The organism is Cytobacillus sp. ABV4_503, assembly GCF_056158445.1.
On sequence record NZ_JBSWTH010000001.1, the window covers coordinates 1,446,830 to 1,466,337 of the forward strand.

The window sequence follows — 19,508 nt, forward strand, 5'->3', positions numbered from 1 at the left end:
ATGAGTATAAAATCAAAATTTAAAACATTTTTCTTCCTGGATGATGAATATGACTATAAGGAAGAGGAAATCATCGAAGAAGAAAGAGAGCCGGTGAAGCAGGTGCAAAAGCAGCAGCCAGTTCAAAAACAGAACATCGTCAGCCTCCAAAGTGTGCAGAAATCTTCTAAAGTAGTTCTTGTTGAACCGCGTGTCTATGCAGAGGCACAGGATATTGCGGATCAGCTGAAAAACAGAAGAGCTGTTGTTGTCAATCTGCAGAGAATAGAAAAAGATCAGGCAAAGCGGATTGTTGACTTCCTAAGCGGAACCGTTTATGCCATTGGCGGAGATATTCAAAAGATTGGAACTGATATTTTTCTATGTACACCTGACAATGTTGAGGTATCAGGAAACATCTCTCAGCTGATGAAAGAACAAGAATTAGAAAATACGAGGTGGTAGCATTTAATGGAATTAGTATTTGGAATATTGTCATCTGCAATTTATTATTACTCGTGGGCACTGATTATTTATATTCTGCTGTCCTGGTTCCCTAATGCCAGGGAATCAGCATTTGGCCAGTTTCTTGCAAGGATTTGTGAACCGTACCTTGAGCCTTTCCGCAAAATCATTCCTCCGCTTGGAATGATTGATATTTCTCCAATTGTGGCTATCTTAGTTTTGCGATTTGCCACTGGAGGATTACAGCAGCTTTTTTATTGGATATCATAAGGTCTACAAACAGGGCTATCAAAATGGCCCTTTTTTATTTGCTTAAAATGGAGGTTTACTTAAAAATGACCATTTATCAGCACTTCCGACCGGAAGAAAAAGAATTTATTGACCAGGTTCTTAACTGGAAAGATCTTGTAGAAAATACATATGCACCAAAGCTTACTGATTTTCTTGATCCAAGGGAGCAGCAAATCCTTAAAAGCGTTATTGGACAGGATTCCGGAATCTTATTTTCTTTATTTGGGGGAACCCCAGATGCAGAGAGAAGGAGAGCCCTGATATTTCCGGATTACTATGAAAGCGATGAGAGCGATTTTCAAATTCGGCTGTTTGAACTGGTATATCCTATAAAGTTTGTCACCATAGAACACCCGCAAGTCCTGGGAAGTCTAATGTCTTTGGGGCTAAAAAGAGGGAAGTTCGGTGATATCCTTTTTGAAGATGACAGAATCCAGTTTTTTGCAGCACAGGAAATTGAAGATTACATCAGCCTGCAGCTGCAGTCGATTGGCAGGGCTTCCGTATCGCTGAAAAAACAGCCTTTTTCAGAGGCGATCCAATCAGCAGAAGTGTGGAAAGAAAGCTCCATCACCTCTTCATCCCTGAGATTGGACACAATCATCTCTGCCATCTACAACATCTCAAGACAAAAATCCCAGCTCTATATTCAACAGGGACTAGTCAAAGTCAATTGGACGCAAATAGAAAACCCCTCATTTGAATGCCAGCAAAGCGACATCATATCAGTCAGGGGACAGGGCCGTTCCAAAATCATAGAAATAGATGGAAAAACAAAAAAGGACAAATGGAGGATTATTGCTGGGAGGCAGAGATAACAATTTATTTTTTATAAAATTGAAGGAATTTGAAACAACCTGTCGAATAAATAATCAAAAGACTACGGAGTCTGCTATAATGAAAATGAACCAGCAGGCTCAAACCAATTACATAAGATCAACAGACCTGGGAGGTGGCACACATGCCATTAACACCGTTGGATATTCATAACAAGGAATTCAGCAAAGGATTCCGCGGGTATGATGAAGATGAAGTAAACGAATTCCTTGACCAGATCATCAAAGACTATGAAATCCTGATCAGGGAAAAAAAAGAACTTGAAGAAAAGCTTAATGATACGAACGAACGCATAGGCCACTTTACCACAATTGAAGAAACACTTAATAAATCGATTGTGGTTGCACAGGAAGCAGCAGAGGATGTAAAGCGCAATGCCCATAAAGAAGCGAAGCTAATCATTAAAGAAGCTGAAAAGAATGCTGACAGAATTGTGAACGAATCCCTATCCAAAGCGAGAAAAATCGCGCTGGATATTGAAGATTTAAAGAAACAGTCTAAAGTATTCCGGACACGTTTCAAAATGCTTGTTGAAGCACAGCTGGATATGCTGAACAACGATGATTGGGATCATTTAATGGAATATAAGCTGGATTCCACTGAACTTAAATCATTAAGAGAAGAAGAAGAATCACTGGCTTGACGAAAGCTGGAAATATCGCATATAATTTTAAAACAAAGTAAAATACGATGTTTATCAACAATGAGAGGGACAGTACAGACTTTTCAAAGCTTATGAACAGAATGGATACTCACTCTGTAAGCGAGCCGGGGATGGTGGAAGCCCGGGTATAAGCAAAAGCTGGAAAATCACCCTTGAGTTCCTTGCCGAACATACAACCATCAGTAGGCCAAGGCGGATCATTCACGTTAAGAATTCTTTGAGCGGATGAAATTTAATCATATTTCATCTACAAGGGTGGTACCGCGGGAGAATATAACCTTCTCGTCCCTTTTTGGGATGAGAAGGTTTTTTGTATTTTTCTGTGGTTTTTCTCAGCTCTCATTGGCTATCATGGTATTTAATGAGTTACAAACAGGAGGCAAAGGAATGGATTACAAAGATAGTTTATTAATGCCAATAACAGAATTCCCAATGCGCGGCAATCTTCCAAAGCGCGAACCTGAAATTCAGGCAAAATGGGAAGAAATGAATATTTATGAAAAGGTCCAGGAACGGACAAAAGGCCGTCCGATGTTTGTACTGCATGATGGTCCTCCATATGCAAATGGCGACATCCACATCGGCCATGCGCTGAACAAAATCCTAAAGGATTTCATCGTACGCTCTAAGTCAATGACTGGCTTTAATGCTCCATATGTTCCTGGCTGGGATACACATGGTCTCCCAATTGAGCAGGCTTTGACAAACAAAGGCGTAAAGCGTAAAGAAATGAGTGTTGCTGAGTTCCGCAAGCTTTGTGAAGAATACGCATATGAGCAGATTGACAGCCAGCGCAGCCAATTTAAGCGCTTAGGAGTCCGCGGTGATTGGGAGAACCCATACATCACTCTGAAGCCGGAGTACGAAGCTCAGCAAATTAAAGTATTTGGGGAGATGGCGAAAAAAGGCTATATCTATAAAGGGAAAAAGCCTGTTTATTGGTCTCCGTCATCTGAATCAGCTTTAGCAGAAGCAGAAATTGAATACAAAGATAAGCGTTCACCGTCCATCTATGTAGCATTTAAAGTAAAAGATGGCAAAAATGTATTGGATCAAGATACACATATTGTTATCTGGACTACTACTCCTTGGACCATTCCGGCAAACCTCGGAATTTCAGTTCATCCGGACCTTACCTATAGTGTAGTTGAGGCAAACGGCAAAAAGTTTATGGTTGCTGAAGATTTACTGGCTTCAGTGGCTAAAGAGTTTGAATGGGAAGACTATAAAGTTGTTCAATCAGTAAAAGGGACAGAGCTTGAGAATGTAGTTGCCGAACATCCCCTTTATGGCCGTGATTCCCTTGTCATGCTGGGTGAACATGTTACAACTGATGCTGGTACGGGATGTGTTCATACTGCTCCTGGCCATGGGGAAGACGATTTCCATGTTGGCATGAAGTACGGGTTGGACGTATTATGCCCGGTTGATGATAAAGGAAACATGACTAGTGAAGCACCTGGCTTTGAAGGTTTATTCTATGATGCAGCCAATAAGCCGATTACTGAAAAACTTGAGGAAGCTGGGGCTTTATTAAAACTTACTTTTATTACTCACTCTTATCCGCATGACTGGAGAACAAAAAAGCCAGTTATTTTCCGTGCTACTGCCCAATGGTTTGCATCCATTAAAGATTTCCGCAATGAACTTTTGGAAGCTGTTAAGGAAACTAATTGGTATCCTGCGTGGGGAGAGACAAGACTATTTAACATGGTCCGGGACCGCGGTGATTGGTGTATCTCCCGCCAGCGTGTATGGGGCGTGCCAATTCCTGTTTTTTATGCGGAAAATGGGGAAGAGATTATCACAGATGAAACCATTGAACATGTATCCAACCTTTTCCGTGAGGATGGTTCGAACATCTGGTTCGAGAGAGAAGCGAAAGAACTGCTGCCTGAAGGGTTCACACATCCGGGAAGCCCGAATGGCTTGTTTACAAAAGAAACGGATATCATGGACGTTTGGTTCGATTCCGGTTCTTCCCATCAGGCAGTTCTTTTAGAGCGCGACGACTTGCAGCGTCCTGCAGATTTATACCTTGAAGGCTCGGACCAATACCGAGGCTGGTTTAACTCTTCACTTTCAACTGCAGTAGCAGTGACAGGAAAAGCACCTTATAAAGGTGTGCTGAGCCACGGGTTCACACTTGATGGTGAAGGAAGAAAAATGAGTAAATCCATTGGAAACGTAGTGGTTCCGGCAAAAGTCATGAACCAGCTTGGTGCTGACATTCTGCGCTTATGGGTAGCTTCAGTAGATTATCAGGCTGATGTCCGTGTATCTGATGCTATTCTGAAGCAGGTTGCAGAAGTGTATAGAAAGATCCGCAATACGTTCAGGTTTTTGCTTGGAAATCTGGATGATTTTAACCCGGCAACAGACTCGGTTTCATTTGAAAGCCTGCGTGAAGTTGACCAGTTTATGCTGGTTAAGCTGAACAAACTGATCAAGAATGTTCGCGAGTCTTATGACCGCTATGAATTTGCCAGCATCTACCATGCTGTAAATAATTTCTGTACATTGGACCTTAGTGCATTCTATCTTGATTTTGCAAAAGATGTCCTATACATTGAAGCGAAAGATAATGCAGAACGCCGTGCTATCCAAACTGTTTTATATAAGAGCCTGATTGCTCTGACAAAACTGGTTGCACCTATACTTTCCCATACTTCAGATGAAGTTTGGAGCTTTATTCCGAATGTGAAGGAAGTAAGTGTACAATTGACGGATATGCCTGAATATCAAGAGCTTCCGAACGCAAAGCAGCTGGAAGAAAAGTGGACTGCATTCATGAAGCTTCGCAATGATGTTCTTAAAGCATTGGAAGAAGCACGTAATGAAAAGGTGATTGGCAAATCTCTGACTGCAAAAGTAACCCTTTATGTAAACGATCAAGCAAAAAGCCTTCTGGAGTCAATTCAGGAAAATCTTCAGCAGATCTTTATCGTTTCTGGATTTGAAGTAGCAGGCGGCCTGTCAGATGCTCCTGAAAATGCTGTGAAATTTGAAAACACTGCAATAGTTGTTTCTAAAGCAGAAGGGGAAACTTGCGATCGCTGCTGGACAGTTACTCCAGACGTCGGCCAGATAGAAGGCTATGACACTCTTTGCCCTCGCTGTGCTGAGGTTGTAAAAAATAATTATAGCCACTTGGCTTAAATACTGGCAGTCCCTCAAAAATTGGGGGACTGTTTTTTAATTGGACTTCTTCAAATCCTTTTTATAAAGGCTGTATTCGCAAGGTTTGTTGCTTTTGTATTATATTTACTGAGTTGATTGTAGCGGAAGGTGCGAGATCCTCGAAAATGCTGGCGCATTTCCTTCGTGCGGTGCTTATTCGAGGATGCTTATTCAAAGTCCTGCGGGAGTAGCGGGACAGGTGAGACCTCGCAGGCGCGCAGCGTCGAGGAGGCTCACCGCCGCCCCGCTGAAAGCGAGCAGCCTGGAGCGGAAATCAACGGACAACATTGATAAGCGAAAAACAACAATTTATACGAAAAGAGTCTTAATAAATAATTCCACCTTCACTAAATGTTGTGCCGTTTGCTAAAAGTTTATCCGTGTCTGAAATCCGTTCCGAGAAAATAATAAAGTAAACATCAGAGAACGGAGGAAAAAGCATGGATGCAAAAGCAGAAGGGCTATATACAGAACTCCGTAATACAAGACAGGAAATACTGGAAAGGCTAATGGAAGGCAATAGTTCCGCTTTGATAAAACCGATTTTATTGGAAGAGCTGCATGATATTGAACAAACACTCAGCAAAATTGAATCTGGAAGTTTTGGCAAATGTGAAATTTCAGGTGAACTGCTTCCGCAAGATTTGCTGCAGGTGATCCCTACTTTAAAAACAATGGAGGACTGCAGCAGGCTGGGGAAATTCTACAGAAAATCTATTTTCCACTGAGTTTAGGCGTGTGCTGTGTTTTTTATTCAGTTTGTGCTAAAATGCAAAGGTAATGATATGAGATATGGGGGTTGCCTTTGTGTTTTATTACATAATTGCATTGTTCGTGATTGCACTTGATCAGTTTACGAAGTGGCTGATTGTAAAGAACTTTGAATTAGGGGAAAGTGTTAAAGTTATTGAGGACTTTCTTTATATTACATCGCACCGCAACCGTGGCGCTGCCTGGGGCATCCTGCAGGGGCAAATGTGGTTTTTCTACGTAATAACCGTTATTGTCATAATTGGTATCATTTATTACATTCAAAAAGCTGCCAAAGGCAAATTGCTGCTTGGAGTCTCTTTGGGCCTGATGCTGGGCGGAGCGATTGGAAACTTTATTGACAGGGTATTTAGAAAAGAAGTGGTGGATTTCGTTAACACTTATATTTTTGGATATGACTTCCCCGTTTTCAATATTGCTGACTCGGCTCTGGTTATTGGTGTAGGGCTACTGATGATTCAGATGCTGCTTGAAGAGAGAGAAGCAAAGAAGAAGGAGAAATCTTATGGAGAAAATGGAACACATCATTCCTGAAGAACAGGCAGGAGAAAGAATAGATAAAGTGTTATCCACATTGAATGCGGATTGGTCAAGAACGCAGGTTCAGCAATGGATTAAAGACGGCAATGTTCTTGTAAACGGGCAGAAGCCGAAAACCAATTACAAATGTACGGCAAATGATAAAATTGAAATAACAATACCTGAACCTGAAGAACTGGATGTTGTGCCGGAAAAAATGGAGCTGGATATTTATTATGAAGATAAAGATGTCCTGGTGGTAAATAAACCAAAAGGAATGGTGGTCCATCCGGCAGCCGGGCATGGCACTGGCACTCTTGTAAATGGACTTATGGCGCATTGCACAGATCTTTCAGGAATAAATGGGGTCATGAGGCCAGGAATTGTTCACAGAATCGATAAGGATACATCGGGACTTCTTATGGTTGCAAAGAATGATATGGCACATGAAAGTCTTGTGAACCAGCTGATGAATAAAACCGTTACACGTAAGTACTGTGCCATTGTCCATGGAGTCATTCCCCACGATTATGGTACGATTGATGCCCCAATTGCCCGCGATCCCAAAGACCGTCAAAGCATGACCGTTGTTGACAATGGAAAACATGCGGTTACGCATTTTCAGGTCCTTGAGCGTTTCAGGGATTTTACACTGGTGGAATGCCAGCTTGAAACGGGAAGAACCCATCAAATCCGTGTTCATATGAAATACATTGGCTATCCTCTGGCAGGAGATCCTAAATACGGTCCAAGAAAGACTCTTGATCTTGGAGGACAAGCACTGCATGCAGGTGTTCTTGGATTTAATCATCCAAGAACAGGTGAGTACCTGGAATTTGAAGCACCTATGCCTGCTTATTTCGAAGAGCTATTAGGTAAACTGGCAAATAATCGTTGACAACTGTCCAACTGTGCTATATGATGACTATAGTTGAATAAGTCCTTTAAAACAGTCCCGTGAGGCTGGGAAGGAAACGGATTGAATAAGGAGCATTGTATCCTTATTCTGCAGCAATAAAATCGTTTACCCTCTCGCCAGATCGGTGAGAGGTTTTTTGTATATAACATTAACTGAAGAGAATCAGATAATAGAGGTGATCAGAATGCCGCAGCAAAAGGCAATAGTTTTGGATGACCAGGCAATCAGGAGAGCGCTGACAAGGATTGCTCATGAAATTATAGAGAAAAATAAAGGGATCGAAAATTGCATCCTGATTGGAATCCGTACCAGGGGGATATACCTTGCGAACCGCCTGGCGGAGCGGATCGAACAAATCGAAGGTGCCAAAATTGATGTAGGCGAACTTGATATTACTCTATATAGAGATGATCTTACGAAAAAGACTGAAAATCAGGAGCCGCTTGTCAAAGGCTCAGATGTTCCAAAAGATATAAATGAACAGAAAGTGATACTGGTCGATGATGTTCTTTATACAGGAAGAACAGTTAGAGCCGCCCTTGATGCGCTGATTGATATCGGACGGCCATCGCAGATTCAGCTGGCAGTCCTCGTGGACCGGGGCCATAGAGAGCTTCCGATAAGAGCTGATTATGTTGGAAAAAACATTCCAACCTCCAGTTCGGAAAAAATTGTTGTCGAGCTGAAGGAAGTGGATGAAAGCGATCAAGTTAGCATTTTTGAAAATTAAATAGCCCTTTTAAATACAGTCCAGAGAGGCTGGCAAAGGGGGACTCAGCAAAATCAGTCTATCTTTTGCTGTGCTCTTTTACCCTCTTTGCGACTCTGGCAAAGAGGGTTTTTTAATAAATTGAAGAGGAGAGATTGGCATGCATAAGCCTATTCTAGATATAAAAGATGTTCCAAAACCAGCCCATTGGCTGACATTAAGTTTACAGCACTTATTCGCAATGTTCGGAGCCACTATACTTGTACCTTTCTTAGTAGGATTAAATCCTGCCATAGCTTTAATCTCAAGCGGACTTGCAACCATAGCTTTCCTCATCATAACAAAATGGCAGGTGCCGGCATATTTAGGGTCATCTTTCGCTTTCATTGCTCCAATCATCGCAGCAAAAGCTGCTGGCGGACCAGGTGCTGCCATGATCGGAAGCTTTATGGCAGGACTAGTATATGGAGCCGTAGCGTTGATCATCAAAAAAGCGGGCTACCGCTGGATTATGAATCTGCTTCCGCCAATCGTGGTCGGCCCGGTAATCATTGTAATCGGATTGGCATTAGCAGGCACAGCAGTCGGTATGGCCATGAACAACCCTGAAACGGGTGAATACAGCATGGTGCATTTCTCAGCAGCGCTCATCACTTTAGGTGCAACAATCATCTTCTCCATCTATGCAAAAGGAATGCTCAGCATGGTGCCGATTCTTGCAGGTATCATAATCGGCTATGTATACTCACTGGCAGTGGGCCTGATAGACTTCTCGCTTGTACAGCAGGCATCCTGGTTCGAGATGCCGGAATTCTTAATCCCCTTCGCTGATTATGAAGTGAGGGTAACCCTTGATCTGGCTCTTTTAATGATACCAGTAGCTGTTGTGACAATCTCTGAACATATCGGCCATCAGCTTGTCCTTGGAAAAGTAGTTGGGAGAGATTATATTAAAGAACCGGGACTTCACCGCTCCATCCTTGCTGATGGAACAGGAACAATGATCTCGGCATTAATCGGGGGTCCGCCAAAGACAACTTACGGTGAAAACATAGGCGTACTGGCCATCACGAAAATATACAGTGTCTATGTACTGGCAGGTGCTGCAGTCATCGCCATCATCTTCGGATTCATTGGTAAGGTAACTGCACTAATCAGCTCGATCCCAACTCCAGTAATGGGCGGCGTGTCGATCCTTCTGTTCGGGATCATCGCTTCATCAGGATTAAGAATGCTTGTTGACAGCAAAGTGGATTTTGGAAACAACCGTAACCTGGTTATTGCTTCGGTCATCCTAGTACTCGGAATTGGCGGAGCCCATATCGAAATTTGGGCATTTAAACTGGAAGGAATGGCACTGGCAGCGATCAGCGGCGTTCTCCTGAACCTGATTCTTCCTGGCAGAGAAGAGGCCAAGGAAGATATGTTTGAAGCTGAAAACGAAAAAAAAAATAATGTAGCTTAACGCTTTTTAACTAAGTTCAGAGAGACTTAAAAGGGTGTTGGCGGCAAGCAGGCTATACGGGAACAGTGTATCCGTATATCTGGCTGCCTCAACTATGCAGCACCCTGACCAAATTGTCAGGGTGTTTTTTTACTGAAAGAGGAGGGATAATCTTGAAACATTTGCTCACTACCTCAGAGTTAGAAATTAATGAAATCAATAAAATCCTGGAGGATGCACAATACTTTTTAAACGGCGGGACATGGAGTCCTGAACAAAAGGTGTTTGTCGCAAATCTTTTTTTTGAAAACAGCACAAGGACAAAATGCAGCTTTGAAGTGGCGGAAAGACGGCTTGGACTGGACATAATCCCATTTGAGGTCAGCACATCAAGTGTATCCAAGGGTGAATCATTATACGATACGGTAAAAACGCTTGAAGCAATCGGTGTTCATGCAGTCGTCATCCGCCATAGCCTGGATCGATACTTTGACGAATTGGCAGGTAAAAGCGGTGTTTCCATCCTGAATGCAGGGGACGGCTGCGGCCATCATCCAACACAATCACTGCTTGACCTGCTGACAATTAAACAGGAATTCGGTTCCTTTGAAGGATTAAAAGTAGCCATCATCGGTGATATTGCCCATAGCCGTGTCGCAAGATCCAATGCAGATGCACTTGTACGGCTCGGTGCGAAGGTTGTTTTTTCAGGTCCAAAAGAATGGTTCAATGAAGAATTGCTTGAAAATGGCATGTATGAAGATGTTGACACAGCAATTGAAACTTCTGATGTTGTCATGCTGCTGAGAATTCAGCATGAGAGACATGAATCGAAAGCCAATCAAACGGCTGAAGAATATCACCTGGCATACGGCCTTACAGAAGAGCGTGAAAGAAAAATGAAGCCAAACAGCATTATCATGCATCCGGCCCCTGTAAATCGGGGTGTAGAAATAGCAGATTGCTTGGTGGAATGCGAGCGCTCCAGAATCTTCAAACAAATGCAAAATGGTGTGTACATTCGAATGGCTGTACTAAAAAGATCAATTGAACATATTGAAGGGGGAGCTAATCATGTCAACATTAATCAAAAATGGCCAGTTGCTTACTAAGGAAGGGAATTTTGTAAAGACCGACATTTACATAGAGTCAGGAAAAATCACCGGGATAGGTGCAGGTATCGAGAAAAAGGCACAGGAAGTGATTGATGCAGAAGGCTTATTGATTGCACCAGGCTTTATAGATCTGCATGTACACTTGCGTGAGCCTGGCGGTGAAAAGAAGGAAACCATTGAAACTGGCACAAAGGCAGCAGCCAAAGGCGGTTTCACAACGGTTGCGGCGATGCCGAATACCCGGCCTGTACCTGATACGAAGGAACAGCTTGAAAAATTGAACAGCCGAATTGAAGAGACTGCGTTGGTCAAGGTTCTGCCGTATGCATCGATTACAATCCGTGAGCTTGGCCAGGAATTAACAGATTTTAAAGCACTGAAAGAAGCTGGAGCGTTTGCTTTTACTGATGATGGAGTTGGGGTGCAATCAGCTGCCATGATGCTGCAGGCAATGAGGAACGCCGCAGAGATCAGCATGCCGATTGTTGCGCACTGCGAAGAAAATACCCTCATTAACAAAGGCTCCGTACATGATGGAGTTTTTGCTAAAGAGAATGGTTTAAATGGTATTCCTTCCGTCTGTGAATCAGTGCAAATCGCAAGGGATGTACTCCTTGCCGAAGCTTCTGGCTGCCATTATCATGTCTGCCACATCAGTACGAAAGAGTCTGTCAGGGTGGTAAGAGATGCAAAGCGTGCAGGCATCAAGGTAACGGCCGAGGTGACACCTCATCACCTCCTTCTATGTGAAGAGGATATCCCGGGTTTGGATGCAAACTTTAAAATGAATCCTCCACTTAGAGGTGCAGATGACAGAGCTGCCTTAATAGAAGGGTTGTTGGACGGTACGATTGATTTTATCGCGACCGACCATGCACCTCATACTGATGCAGAAAAAGAAGAGGGGATGGAGCTGGCGCCTTTTGGAATTGTTGGACTTGAAACAGCCTTTCCGCTCCTTTACACACACTTCGTCGAGAAGGGAATGTTCACACTAAAACAGCTGATTGATTTTTTAACAATCAAGCCAGCTGAGGCATTCGGCTTACAATCAGGAAGAGTGGAAGAAGGTAATATAGCAGATCTTGTCCTGCTTGATCTAAACCGCCAGGAAAAAATTGACCCATCCCAGTTCTTATCAAAAGGGAAAAATACGCCATTTACTGGCTGGGATTGTAAAGGGTGGCCGGTTATGACAATAGCAGGCGGAAAAATTGTTTGGAACAGAGGGAGTGTAAGAGCATGAAAAAACAGCTGATTCTGGAAGACGGGACAATTTTTATTGGAAAAGGGTTTGGAAGCGATACGAATTCGATTGGAGAGGTCGTATTCAATACAGGAATGACGGGTTATCAGGAAATCCTCTCTGACCCTTCCTACTGCGGACAAATTGTAACATTGACATACCCTTTAATCGGAAATTATGGAATTAATCGAGATGATTTTGAATCAATCTCTCCTGCAATCTCCGGGTTCATTGTTAAAGAAGCAAGCGAGTTTCCTTCAAACTGGAGAAATGAACAAACAATTGATGAATACTTTAAGATGAAAAACATCCCCGGAATTGCTGGGATTGATACTAGAAAATTAACAAGGATTATCAGGCAGCATGGTACGCTGAAAGGTGCTATATGCAGCATAAATGAAAGCCCGGAATTAATCATCGAAAAACTGCGTGCAACAAAGCTTCGGAACGATCAGGTTAAGCAAGTTTCCACTAAGACACCTTATCCAAGCCCTGGCCGCGGCAGAAGGGTAGTCCTTGTGGATTTTGGCATGAAACACGGTATCTTAAGAGAACTGAACAAACGGGATTGTGATGTGATTGTGGTACCTTATAATACAACAGCTGAAGAAATACTCAGCATGAGCCCGGATGGGGTTATGCTTTCAAATGGACCTGGAGACCCGAAGGATGTTCCGGAAGCTATCACAATGATTAAAGGTCTGTTAGGAAATGTGCCGATTTTTGGGATTTGCCTGGGACATCAGCTGTTTGCCCTTGCATGCGGTGCCAATACAGAAAAAATGAAATTCGGCCATCGCGGTTCAAACCATCCGGTTAAAGATCTGCAAACCGGAAAAGTAGCTTTAACATCTCAAAATCATGGATATTCAGTGGAAGAAAACTCAGTTTCGGGTACTCTTCTGGAAGTAACACATATTGCATTAAACGATGGAACGATTGAAGGCTTAAAACATAAAGAAGTCCCTGCGTTCACTGTGCAATATCACCCTGAGGCTTCACCGGGGCCAGAGGATGCAAATGGATTATTTGAACAATTCCTGCAAATGATTGAATCACATAAAGAGGAAGGTGCTGCAGCATGCCAAAGCGTACAGATATAAAAAGCATTTTAGTAATCGGATCAGGACCAATTGTTATCGGACAGGCAGCAGAGTTTGATTATGCTGGAACACAGGCCTGCATTGCATTGAAAGAGGAAGGTTATCGCGTCATTCTTGTAAACTCAAATCCTGCTACCATCATGACAGATACTGAAATTGCTGACGCAGTATATATAGAGCCGCTTACGCTGGAATTCGTCAGCCGCATCATCCGAAAAGAACGCCCTGATGCCCTTGTGCCTACTCTTGGGGGGCAGACAGGATTAAACCTGGCAGTAGAGCTTGCTGAATCAGGAGTTTTGGATGAATGCGGGGTTGAAATCCTCGGTACAAAATTATCTGCTATTCAAAAAGCGGAAGACCGGGATCTTTTCAGAAATCTGATGAATGAACTTGGCGAGCCGGTGCCTGACAGTGAAATTATCCATAACCTGGAGGAAGCGTATAAGTTTGTAAATAGGATTGGCTATCCGGTCATCGTACGCCCTGCTTTCACATTGGGGGGAACAGGCGGGGGAATCTGCCACGATGAAGAGGAGTTAATCGAAATTGTGACTAGCGGCTTGAAGAACAGCCCTGTAACACAGTGCCTGCTGGAAAAGAGCATTGCGGGCTTCAAAGAAATTGAGTATGAAGTGATGCGTGACTCTAATGACAATGCGATTGTTGTCTGCAATATGGAAAACTTCGATCCTGTAGGTGTCCACACAGGTGATTCCATTGTAGTAGCTCCAAGCCAAACTTTGAGTGATCGTGAGTATCAGCTGCTAAGAAACACTTCATTAAAAATTATCCGGGCTCTTCAGATCGAAGGAGGATGCAATGTCCAGCTGGCACTTGATCCGGATAGTTTCAATTATTACATCATCGAAGTTAACCCGCGTGTCAGCCGTTCATCAGCACTTGCATCAAAGGCAACAGGCTATCCGATTGCCAAATTGGCAGCCAAGATAGCGGTAGGGCTGACACTTGATGAAATGATGAATCCTGTCACAGGAAAAACATATGCCTGTTTTGAACCGGCGTTGGATTATATTGTCTCAAAAATCCCGCGCTGGCCGTTTGATAAATTCGAATCGGCTAACCGTTCGCTTGGAACCCAAATGAAGGCTACAGGTGAAGTAATGGCGATAGGGCGCACATTTGAAGAATCTCTTCTGAAAGCAGTCCGTTCACTTGAAGCAAACATTTATCATCTTGAGCTGAAGGACGCTGACCAAATTTCTAATGAACTGATCGAAAAGCGGATTCGAAAAGCAGGCGATGAACGTTTGTTTTATATCGGAGAAGCCATCAGAAGGGGAGTTACCATCGAGTTGATCCATGAATGGAGCAGGATTGATCTATTCTTCCTTTATAAGATTAAGAAAATCGTAGATTTTGAGAGTGTATTAACAGAAAATCCTTTTGACCCTGAAACAGGGAAAGCTGCAAAGGAAATGGGATTTGCCGACCTGGTAATTGCGAGGTTCTGGGATTCAAGTGAAATGGCAGTTTACAGCTGGAGAAAAGAACAGGATATTGTACCGGTTTATAAAATGGTTGATACGTGTGCGGCAGAATTTGAATCTGAAACACCGTATTTCTATGGAACATACGAGGAAGAGAACGAATCGGAGGTAACTGGCCGCAAAAGTGTTGTTGTCCTGGGCTCAGGTCCAATCCGGATTGGCCAGGGAGTGGAGTTTGACTACTCAACTGTCCATGCAGTATGGGCAATCAAGGAAGCAGGCTATGAAGCAATCATCATTAATAATAATCCGGAAACTGTCTCTACTGACTTTAGCATCTCCGATAAGCTTTATTTTGAGCCGCTTACGATTGAAGATGTTATGCACATCATTGACCTTGAGAAGCCGGAAGGTGTAGTTGTGCAATTTGGCGGACAAACAGCTATTAATCTTGCAGCGGATCTTGTAAAGAGAGGTGTGAAAATTCTCGGGACTTCTCTTGAAAACTTAGACCGGGCAGAAGACCGTGATAAATTTGAGCATGCCCTTGCAGAGCTGGGCATTCCGATGCCAAAAGGAAAAACTGCCCTATCTGTGGAGCAGGCAGTAGCGATTGCCGGTGAAATCGGTTATCCCGTGGTTGTCCGACCATCATATGTACTTGGCGGAAGAGCCATGGAGATAGTTTATAAAGAAGAGGAGCTTCTGCATTATATGGAAAACGCTGTAAAAGTGAATCCGGAGCACCCAGTATTAATCGACCGGTATCTGACTGGGAAGGAGATTGAAGTGGACGCCATTTCGGATGGAGAAAATGTGCTCATTCCAGGCATCATGGAGCATATTGAAAGAGCTGGAGTGCACTCAGGAGATTCCATAGCAGTCTATCCTCCGCAAAACATTTCCGAGGCAATCAAAGACAAGCTCGTTGAGTATACCGAGAAGATGGCTAAGGGCCTTGGCATTATAGGACTCCTGAATATCCAGTATGTAGTGGCAAAAGGGGAAGTATTTGTCCTTGAAGTCAACCCGCGTTCAAGCCGGACCGTTCCTTTCTTGAGCAAGATTACAAATGTGCCAATGGCCAAAATCGCCACGAAGGTTATCATGGGCCAAACTTTGGCTCAGCAGGGCTGCGGTTCCGGACTTCTGCCGGAGAGAAAAGGCGTGTTTGTAAAAGTACCGGTGTTCTCATTTGCGAAATTAAGAAGAGTAGACATCACTTTAGGGCCTGAAATGAAGTCAACTGGAGAAGTTATGGGGAAAGATTCAACGCTTGAAAAAGCCCTTTATAAAGGCCTTGTTGCTTCCGGCATGAAAATCCAGCCGTTTGGAACAGTATTAATGACTGTCGCAGATAAGGATAAAGAAGAAGCTCTGCAGCTGGCAAAGAGATTTGTATCCATCGGCTACAGGCTAATGGCGACAAGCGGAACAGCTTTATTCCTTAAAACTGCGGGCATTCCTGTAAAAGTGACTGGAAAAATAGGGTCAGAAGGGCCAAACCTTCTGGATGTGATTAGAAATGGCGAAGCCCAATTTGTGATAAATACTCTAACAAAAGGAAAACAGCCTGCCAGAGATGGCTTCCGCATCCGCCGTGAATCTGTGGAAAATGGGGTGCCATGCCTTACTTCTCTAGATACGGCAGAAGCAATCCTTCAAGTAATCGAATCAATGAATTTCTCAGCAGATGCGATGGATAAACCAGAACAAGTCCGGGAGGCGGTTTTATCTTGATCAGACAGGAACAATGCACTGTAATATCGCAAAAAAAACTAGCAGAAAACATTTTCGAGCTCACCCTACAAGGTGAGCTTGTTCATGAAATGAAGGAGCCCGGGCAATTTGTACATTTGAAAATTTCCGGGGGTTATGACCCGATGCTAAGAAGGCCGATCAGCATTGCTGAGATTTTACCTGATGAAAGCCAGTTTAAGATGATATACCGTGCTGAAGGCAGAGGAACGAATATGCTTTCAGAAAAAAAACCTGGCGATTACGCAGATGTACTGGGGCCGCTGGGAAATGGGTTTCCTATCAGTGAAGCAGGCCGGGGGGATACAGCACTTCTTGTGGGAGGAGGAATCGGAGTACCCCCTCTATATGAGTTGTCCAAACAGCTTGTAAGCCGTGGTGTTAATGTGATTCATATCCTTGGCTTTCAGTCAGCAAGTGCCGTTTTCTATGAAGAAAAGTTTGCACAGCTGGGCGGGACCTATGTGGCTACAGCTGATGGAAGTGCAGGAACAAAAGGCTTTGTTACAGATGTTATTAAAAGATTTAATATTAATTTCGATGTTTTATATTCCTGCGGCCCGACTCCGATGCTGAAGGCGCTTGAAAATCAATACTCTCATAAAAACGTATACCTGTCATTAGAAGAACGGATGGGCTGCGGCATAGGGGCGTGCTTTGCATGCGTTTGCCATACAGGGGATGACCCTGATGGATACAGTTATAAAAAAGTCTGCAGTGACGGACCGGTCTTTAAAGCAGGGGAGGTAGTTCTATGAACTCGATAAATGTCAGTCTGCCTGGACTGGAATTAAAAAATCCAATCATGCCTGCATCTGGATGCTTTGGCTTCGGCAGAGAATTCAGCCAGCTGTATGATTTGAGCCAATTGGGTGCGATCATGATCAAGGCGACAACCTTTGAGCCCCGTTTTGGAAATTCAACACCAAGAGTGGCTGAGACCTCTGCAGGGATGCTGAATGCAATTGGGCTGCAGAATCCAGGCCTGGAAAAAGTGGTGAATGATGAGCTGGTCTGGCTTGAGCAATTTGATGTACCGATTATTGCCAATGTAGCCGGTTCGCAGGAAGAAGATTATGTTGCAGTTGCCAAAAAAATTTCTGCAAGCCCTAATGTACATGCACTTGAACTCAACATTTCCTGTCCGAATGTAAAAACAGGCGGAATTGCATTTGGCACTATTCCTGAAATTGCTAAAAACTTAACGAAAAAAGTAAAAGAGGTTTCAGAGGTACCTGTTTATGTGAAGCTTTCACCAAATGTCACAAATATTGTAGAAATGGCAAAAGCAGTGGAAGATGGCGGAGCTGACGGTTTAACGATGATTAACACGCTTGTTGGCATGAGAATAGATCTAAAAACAGGCAATCCGATTTTGGCAAATAAAACTGGGGGACTTTCAGGGCCAGCCATTAAGCCTGTCGCGCTCCGGATGATATATGAAGTGAGCCAGCGGGTGTCCCTTCCGATCATCGGAATGGGCGGCATTGAATCAGCAGAGGATGTCATTGAATACTTTTATGCAGGTGCAAGTGCAGTAGCGGTTGGTACAGCTAACTTCGTTGATCCTTTTGTGTGTCCAAAAATTATCGATGGGCTGCCAGAGCTTATTGGGAAGCTGGGATATGAACATATTTCAGAATGTGTAGGAAGGGGCTGGAAGAAACATGAAAAAGCCGCTCATTATTGCTCTTGATTTTCCGGGAAAAATGGAAGTTAATCATTTTCTGAAAAACTTTGAAAATGAAAAATTATTTCTAAAGGTCGGCATGGAGTTATTTTATCAGGAGGGGCCTTCTATCGTTCACGATTTAAAAGAACAAGGACATGAGATTTTCCTTGATCTCAAGCTTCATGATATTCCTAATACCGTTAAAAGTGCCATGAAGCGACTTGCGGGGCTTGGCTGCGATATGGTTAATGTACATGCCTCAGGTGGGAAAGCCATGATGGAAGCAGCATGTGAAGGACTTGAAGCCGGGAGCTCAGGGAAAAGGCCGTCTTGTATTGCTGTGACGCAGCTGACAAGCACATCCGAACAGCAAATGAAATCAGAGCAATTAATTCCTGCTTCATTAAACGAATCTGTTCTTCATTATGCCAATCTTGCCAAAGAAGCAGGACTTGACGGAGTAGTATGTTCAAGCTTTGAGGCAAGGGAAATAAGTTCGCGAATAGGATCTTCTTTTTTGACTGTAACACCGGGAATACGCCTTTCATCTGACGACTCCGGAGATCAGAAAAGAGTAGCCACACCTGAATTCGCCAGAAATGAAGGGGCTTCCGCAATAGTAGTAGGCCGATCGATTACCAGAGCGGAAAATCCTTTTGAAAAATATATGCTATGCAAGCAATCTTGGGAGGGCGTTCTAAATGAAGCGTAAAATAGCAGAAAAATTATTAGATATAAAAGCAGTTGCATTAAACCCAAACGATCCATTTACATGGTCTTCGGGATTGCGTACTCCAATTTATTGTGATAACCGTCTCACATTGTCTTATCCTGAAGTTAGAAAAGAAATTGCTGCCGGCCTTCAGGCAATCATTCAGGATAAATTTCCTGAGGCAGAACTAATTGCAGGAACAGCAACAGCGGGTATTCCGCATGCTGCCTGGGTAAGTGACATTATGGAACTGCCAATGTGCTATGTCCGATCCAAGGCAAAGGGCCATGGGAAAGGGAAGCAAATTGAAGGAAAAGCTGACAGAGGCCAGAAGGTTGTTGTTGTTGAAGACTTAATTTCAACAGGAGGAAGTGCCATTACTGCTGTCAAGGCTTTAAGAGAAGCAGGCTGTGAAGTGCTGGGTGTTGCGGCTATCTTTACATACCAGCTGGAAAAAGGAAAGGAAATGCTGGACGAAGAGAAAATCGAAGCATATACTTTGACTGATATTGAAGCTCTGACAGAAGTAGCCGTTAAAAATGGCTATATCCAGGAAAAGGATATGAAGAAGCTGATTGAATGGCGAAAAGATCCTGCTGAGTGGGGAAAAGTAACACAATAAAGCAGTTTTTGACAAATGAAAAAAGCAAGCATCTGAGCTTGCTTTTTTTAT

The 19,508-nt window shown here is 43.4% G+C and carries 18 protein-coding genes and 1 other annotated feature; all 18 genes read left to right on the forward strand.

Annotation, left to right across the window (positions count from 1 at the left end; genetic code table 11):
• Positions 1-444 (forward strand): cell division protein SepF, encoded by a 444-nt coding sequence (locus ACXAD1_RS07405; RefSeq protein WP_009330849.1) that lies wholly within the window; start codon positions 1-3, stop codon positions 442-444.
• Positions 445-450: 6 nt separating this feature from the next.
• Positions 451-714: a YggT family protein gene (locus tag ACXAD1_RS07410; protein WP_009330847.1), complete on the forward strand. Its 264-nt coding sequence runs from the start codon at positions 451-453 to the stop codon at positions 712-714.
• A 65-nt stretch (positions 715-779) separates the two neighbouring features.
• Complete coding sequence (locus tag ACXAD1_RS07415) at positions 780-1,553, forward strand: YlmH family RNA-binding protein (protein WP_206836184.1); 774 nt, start codon at positions 780-782, stop codon at positions 1,551-1,553.
• Positions 1,554-1,696: 143 nt separating this feature from the next.
• A complete protein-coding gene (locus ACXAD1_RS07420) occupies positions 1,697-2,215 on the forward strand; it encodes a DivIVA domain-containing protein (protein ID WP_206836186.1) in 519 nt (172 codons plus the stop codon).
• A gap of 51 nt (positions 2,216-2,266) precedes the next feature.
• Positions 2,267-2,529 (forward strand) — a binding site (T-box leader).
• 94 nt (positions 2,530-2,623) lie between these two features.
• Entirely contained in the window at positions 2,624-5,395 is a 2,772-nt protein-coding gene (ileS, locus tag ACXAD1_RS07425; RefSeq protein WP_474909744.1) for an isoleucine--tRNA ligase, read from the forward strand.
• A 461-nt stretch (positions 5,396-5,856) separates the two neighbouring features.
• Positions 5,857-6,144 (forward strand): hypothetical protein, encoded by a 288-nt coding sequence (locus ACXAD1_RS07430; RefSeq protein WP_206836195.1) that lies wholly within the window; start codon positions 5,857-5,859, stop codon positions 6,142-6,144.
• A gap of 79 nt (positions 6,145-6,223) precedes the next feature.
• Positions 6,224-6,721 (forward strand): signal peptidase II, encoded by a 498-nt coding sequence (gene lspA / locus ACXAD1_RS07435; RefSeq protein WP_009330836.1) that lies wholly within the window; start codon positions 6,224-6,226, stop codon positions 6,719-6,721.
• Positions 6,693-7,604, forward strand: a complete 912-nt coding sequence (locus ACXAD1_RS07440) for an RluA family pseudouridine synthase (protein ID WP_474909745.1) — start codon at positions 6,693-6,695, stop codon at positions 7,602-7,604. Before lspA ends, ACXAD1_RS07440 begins: the two co-directional genes overlap by 29 nt.
• 205 nt (positions 7,605-7,809) lie before the next feature.
• A complete protein-coding gene (gene pyrR / locus ACXAD1_RS07445; RefSeq protein ID WP_206837642.1) occupies positions 7,810-8,355 on the forward strand; it encodes a bifunctional pyr operon transcriptional regulator/uracil phosphoribosyltransferase PyrR in 546 nt (181 codons plus the stop codon).
• Positions 8,356-8,494: 139 nt separating this feature from the next.
• On the forward strand, positions 8,495-9,799 hold the full coding sequence (locus tag ACXAD1_RS07450; RefSeq protein WP_370221611.1) for a solute carrier family 23 protein: 1,305 nt from the start codon (positions 8,495-8,497) through the stop codon (positions 9,797-9,799).
• 152 nt (positions 9,800-9,951) lie between these two features.
• A complete protein-coding gene (locus ACXAD1_RS07455) occupies positions 9,952-10,890 on the forward strand; it encodes an aspartate carbamoyltransferase catalytic subunit (protein WP_474909746.1) in 939 nt (312 codons plus the stop codon).
• Positions 10,853-12,139 (forward strand): dihydroorotase, encoded by a 1,287-nt coding sequence (locus ACXAD1_RS07460; protein WP_474909747.1) that lies wholly within the window; start codon positions 10,853-10,855, stop codon positions 12,137-12,139. Before ACXAD1_RS07455 ends, ACXAD1_RS07460 begins: the two co-directional genes overlap by 38 nt.
• Positions 12,136-13,242, forward strand: coding sequence for a carbamoyl phosphate synthase small subunit (locus tag ACXAD1_RS07465; protein ID WP_370221613.1), 1,107 nt, complete (start codon positions 12,136-12,138; stop codon positions 13,240-13,242). The genes ACXAD1_RS07460 and ACXAD1_RS07465 overlap by 4 nt, the downstream gene beginning before the upstream one ends.
• Complete coding sequence (carB, locus tag ACXAD1_RS07470; protein WP_474909748.1) at positions 13,221-16,433, forward strand: carbamoyl-phosphate synthase large subunit; 3,213 nt, start codon at positions 13,221-13,223, stop codon at positions 16,431-16,433. Before ACXAD1_RS07465 ends, carB begins: the two co-directional genes overlap by 22 nt.
• Positions 16,433-17,209: a dihydroorotate dehydrogenase electron transfer subunit gene (locus ACXAD1_RS07475; RefSeq protein ID WP_370221631.1), complete on the forward strand. Its 777-nt coding sequence runs from the start codon at positions 16,433-16,435 to the stop codon at positions 17,207-17,209. Before carB ends, ACXAD1_RS07475 begins: the two co-directional genes overlap by 1 nt.
• Positions 17,206-18,147, forward strand: a complete 942-nt coding sequence (locus ACXAD1_RS07480; RefSeq protein WP_474909749.1) for a dihydroorotate dehydrogenase — start codon at positions 17,206-17,208, stop codon at positions 18,145-18,147. The genes ACXAD1_RS07475 and ACXAD1_RS07480 overlap by 4 nt, the downstream gene beginning before the upstream one ends.
• Positions 18,119-18,835: an orotidine-5'-phosphate decarboxylase gene (gene pyrF / locus ACXAD1_RS07485; protein ID WP_370221615.1), complete on the forward strand. Its 717-nt coding sequence runs from the start codon at positions 18,119-18,121 to the stop codon at positions 18,833-18,835. The genes ACXAD1_RS07480 and pyrF overlap by 29 nt, the downstream gene beginning before the upstream one ends.
• Complete coding sequence (gene pyrE / locus ACXAD1_RS07490; protein ID WP_474909750.1) at positions 18,825-19,457, forward strand: orotate phosphoribosyltransferase; 633 nt, start codon at positions 18,825-18,827, stop codon at positions 19,455-19,457. Before pyrF ends, pyrE begins: the two co-directional genes overlap by 11 nt.
• Positions 19,458-19,508 lie beyond the last annotated feature (51 nt).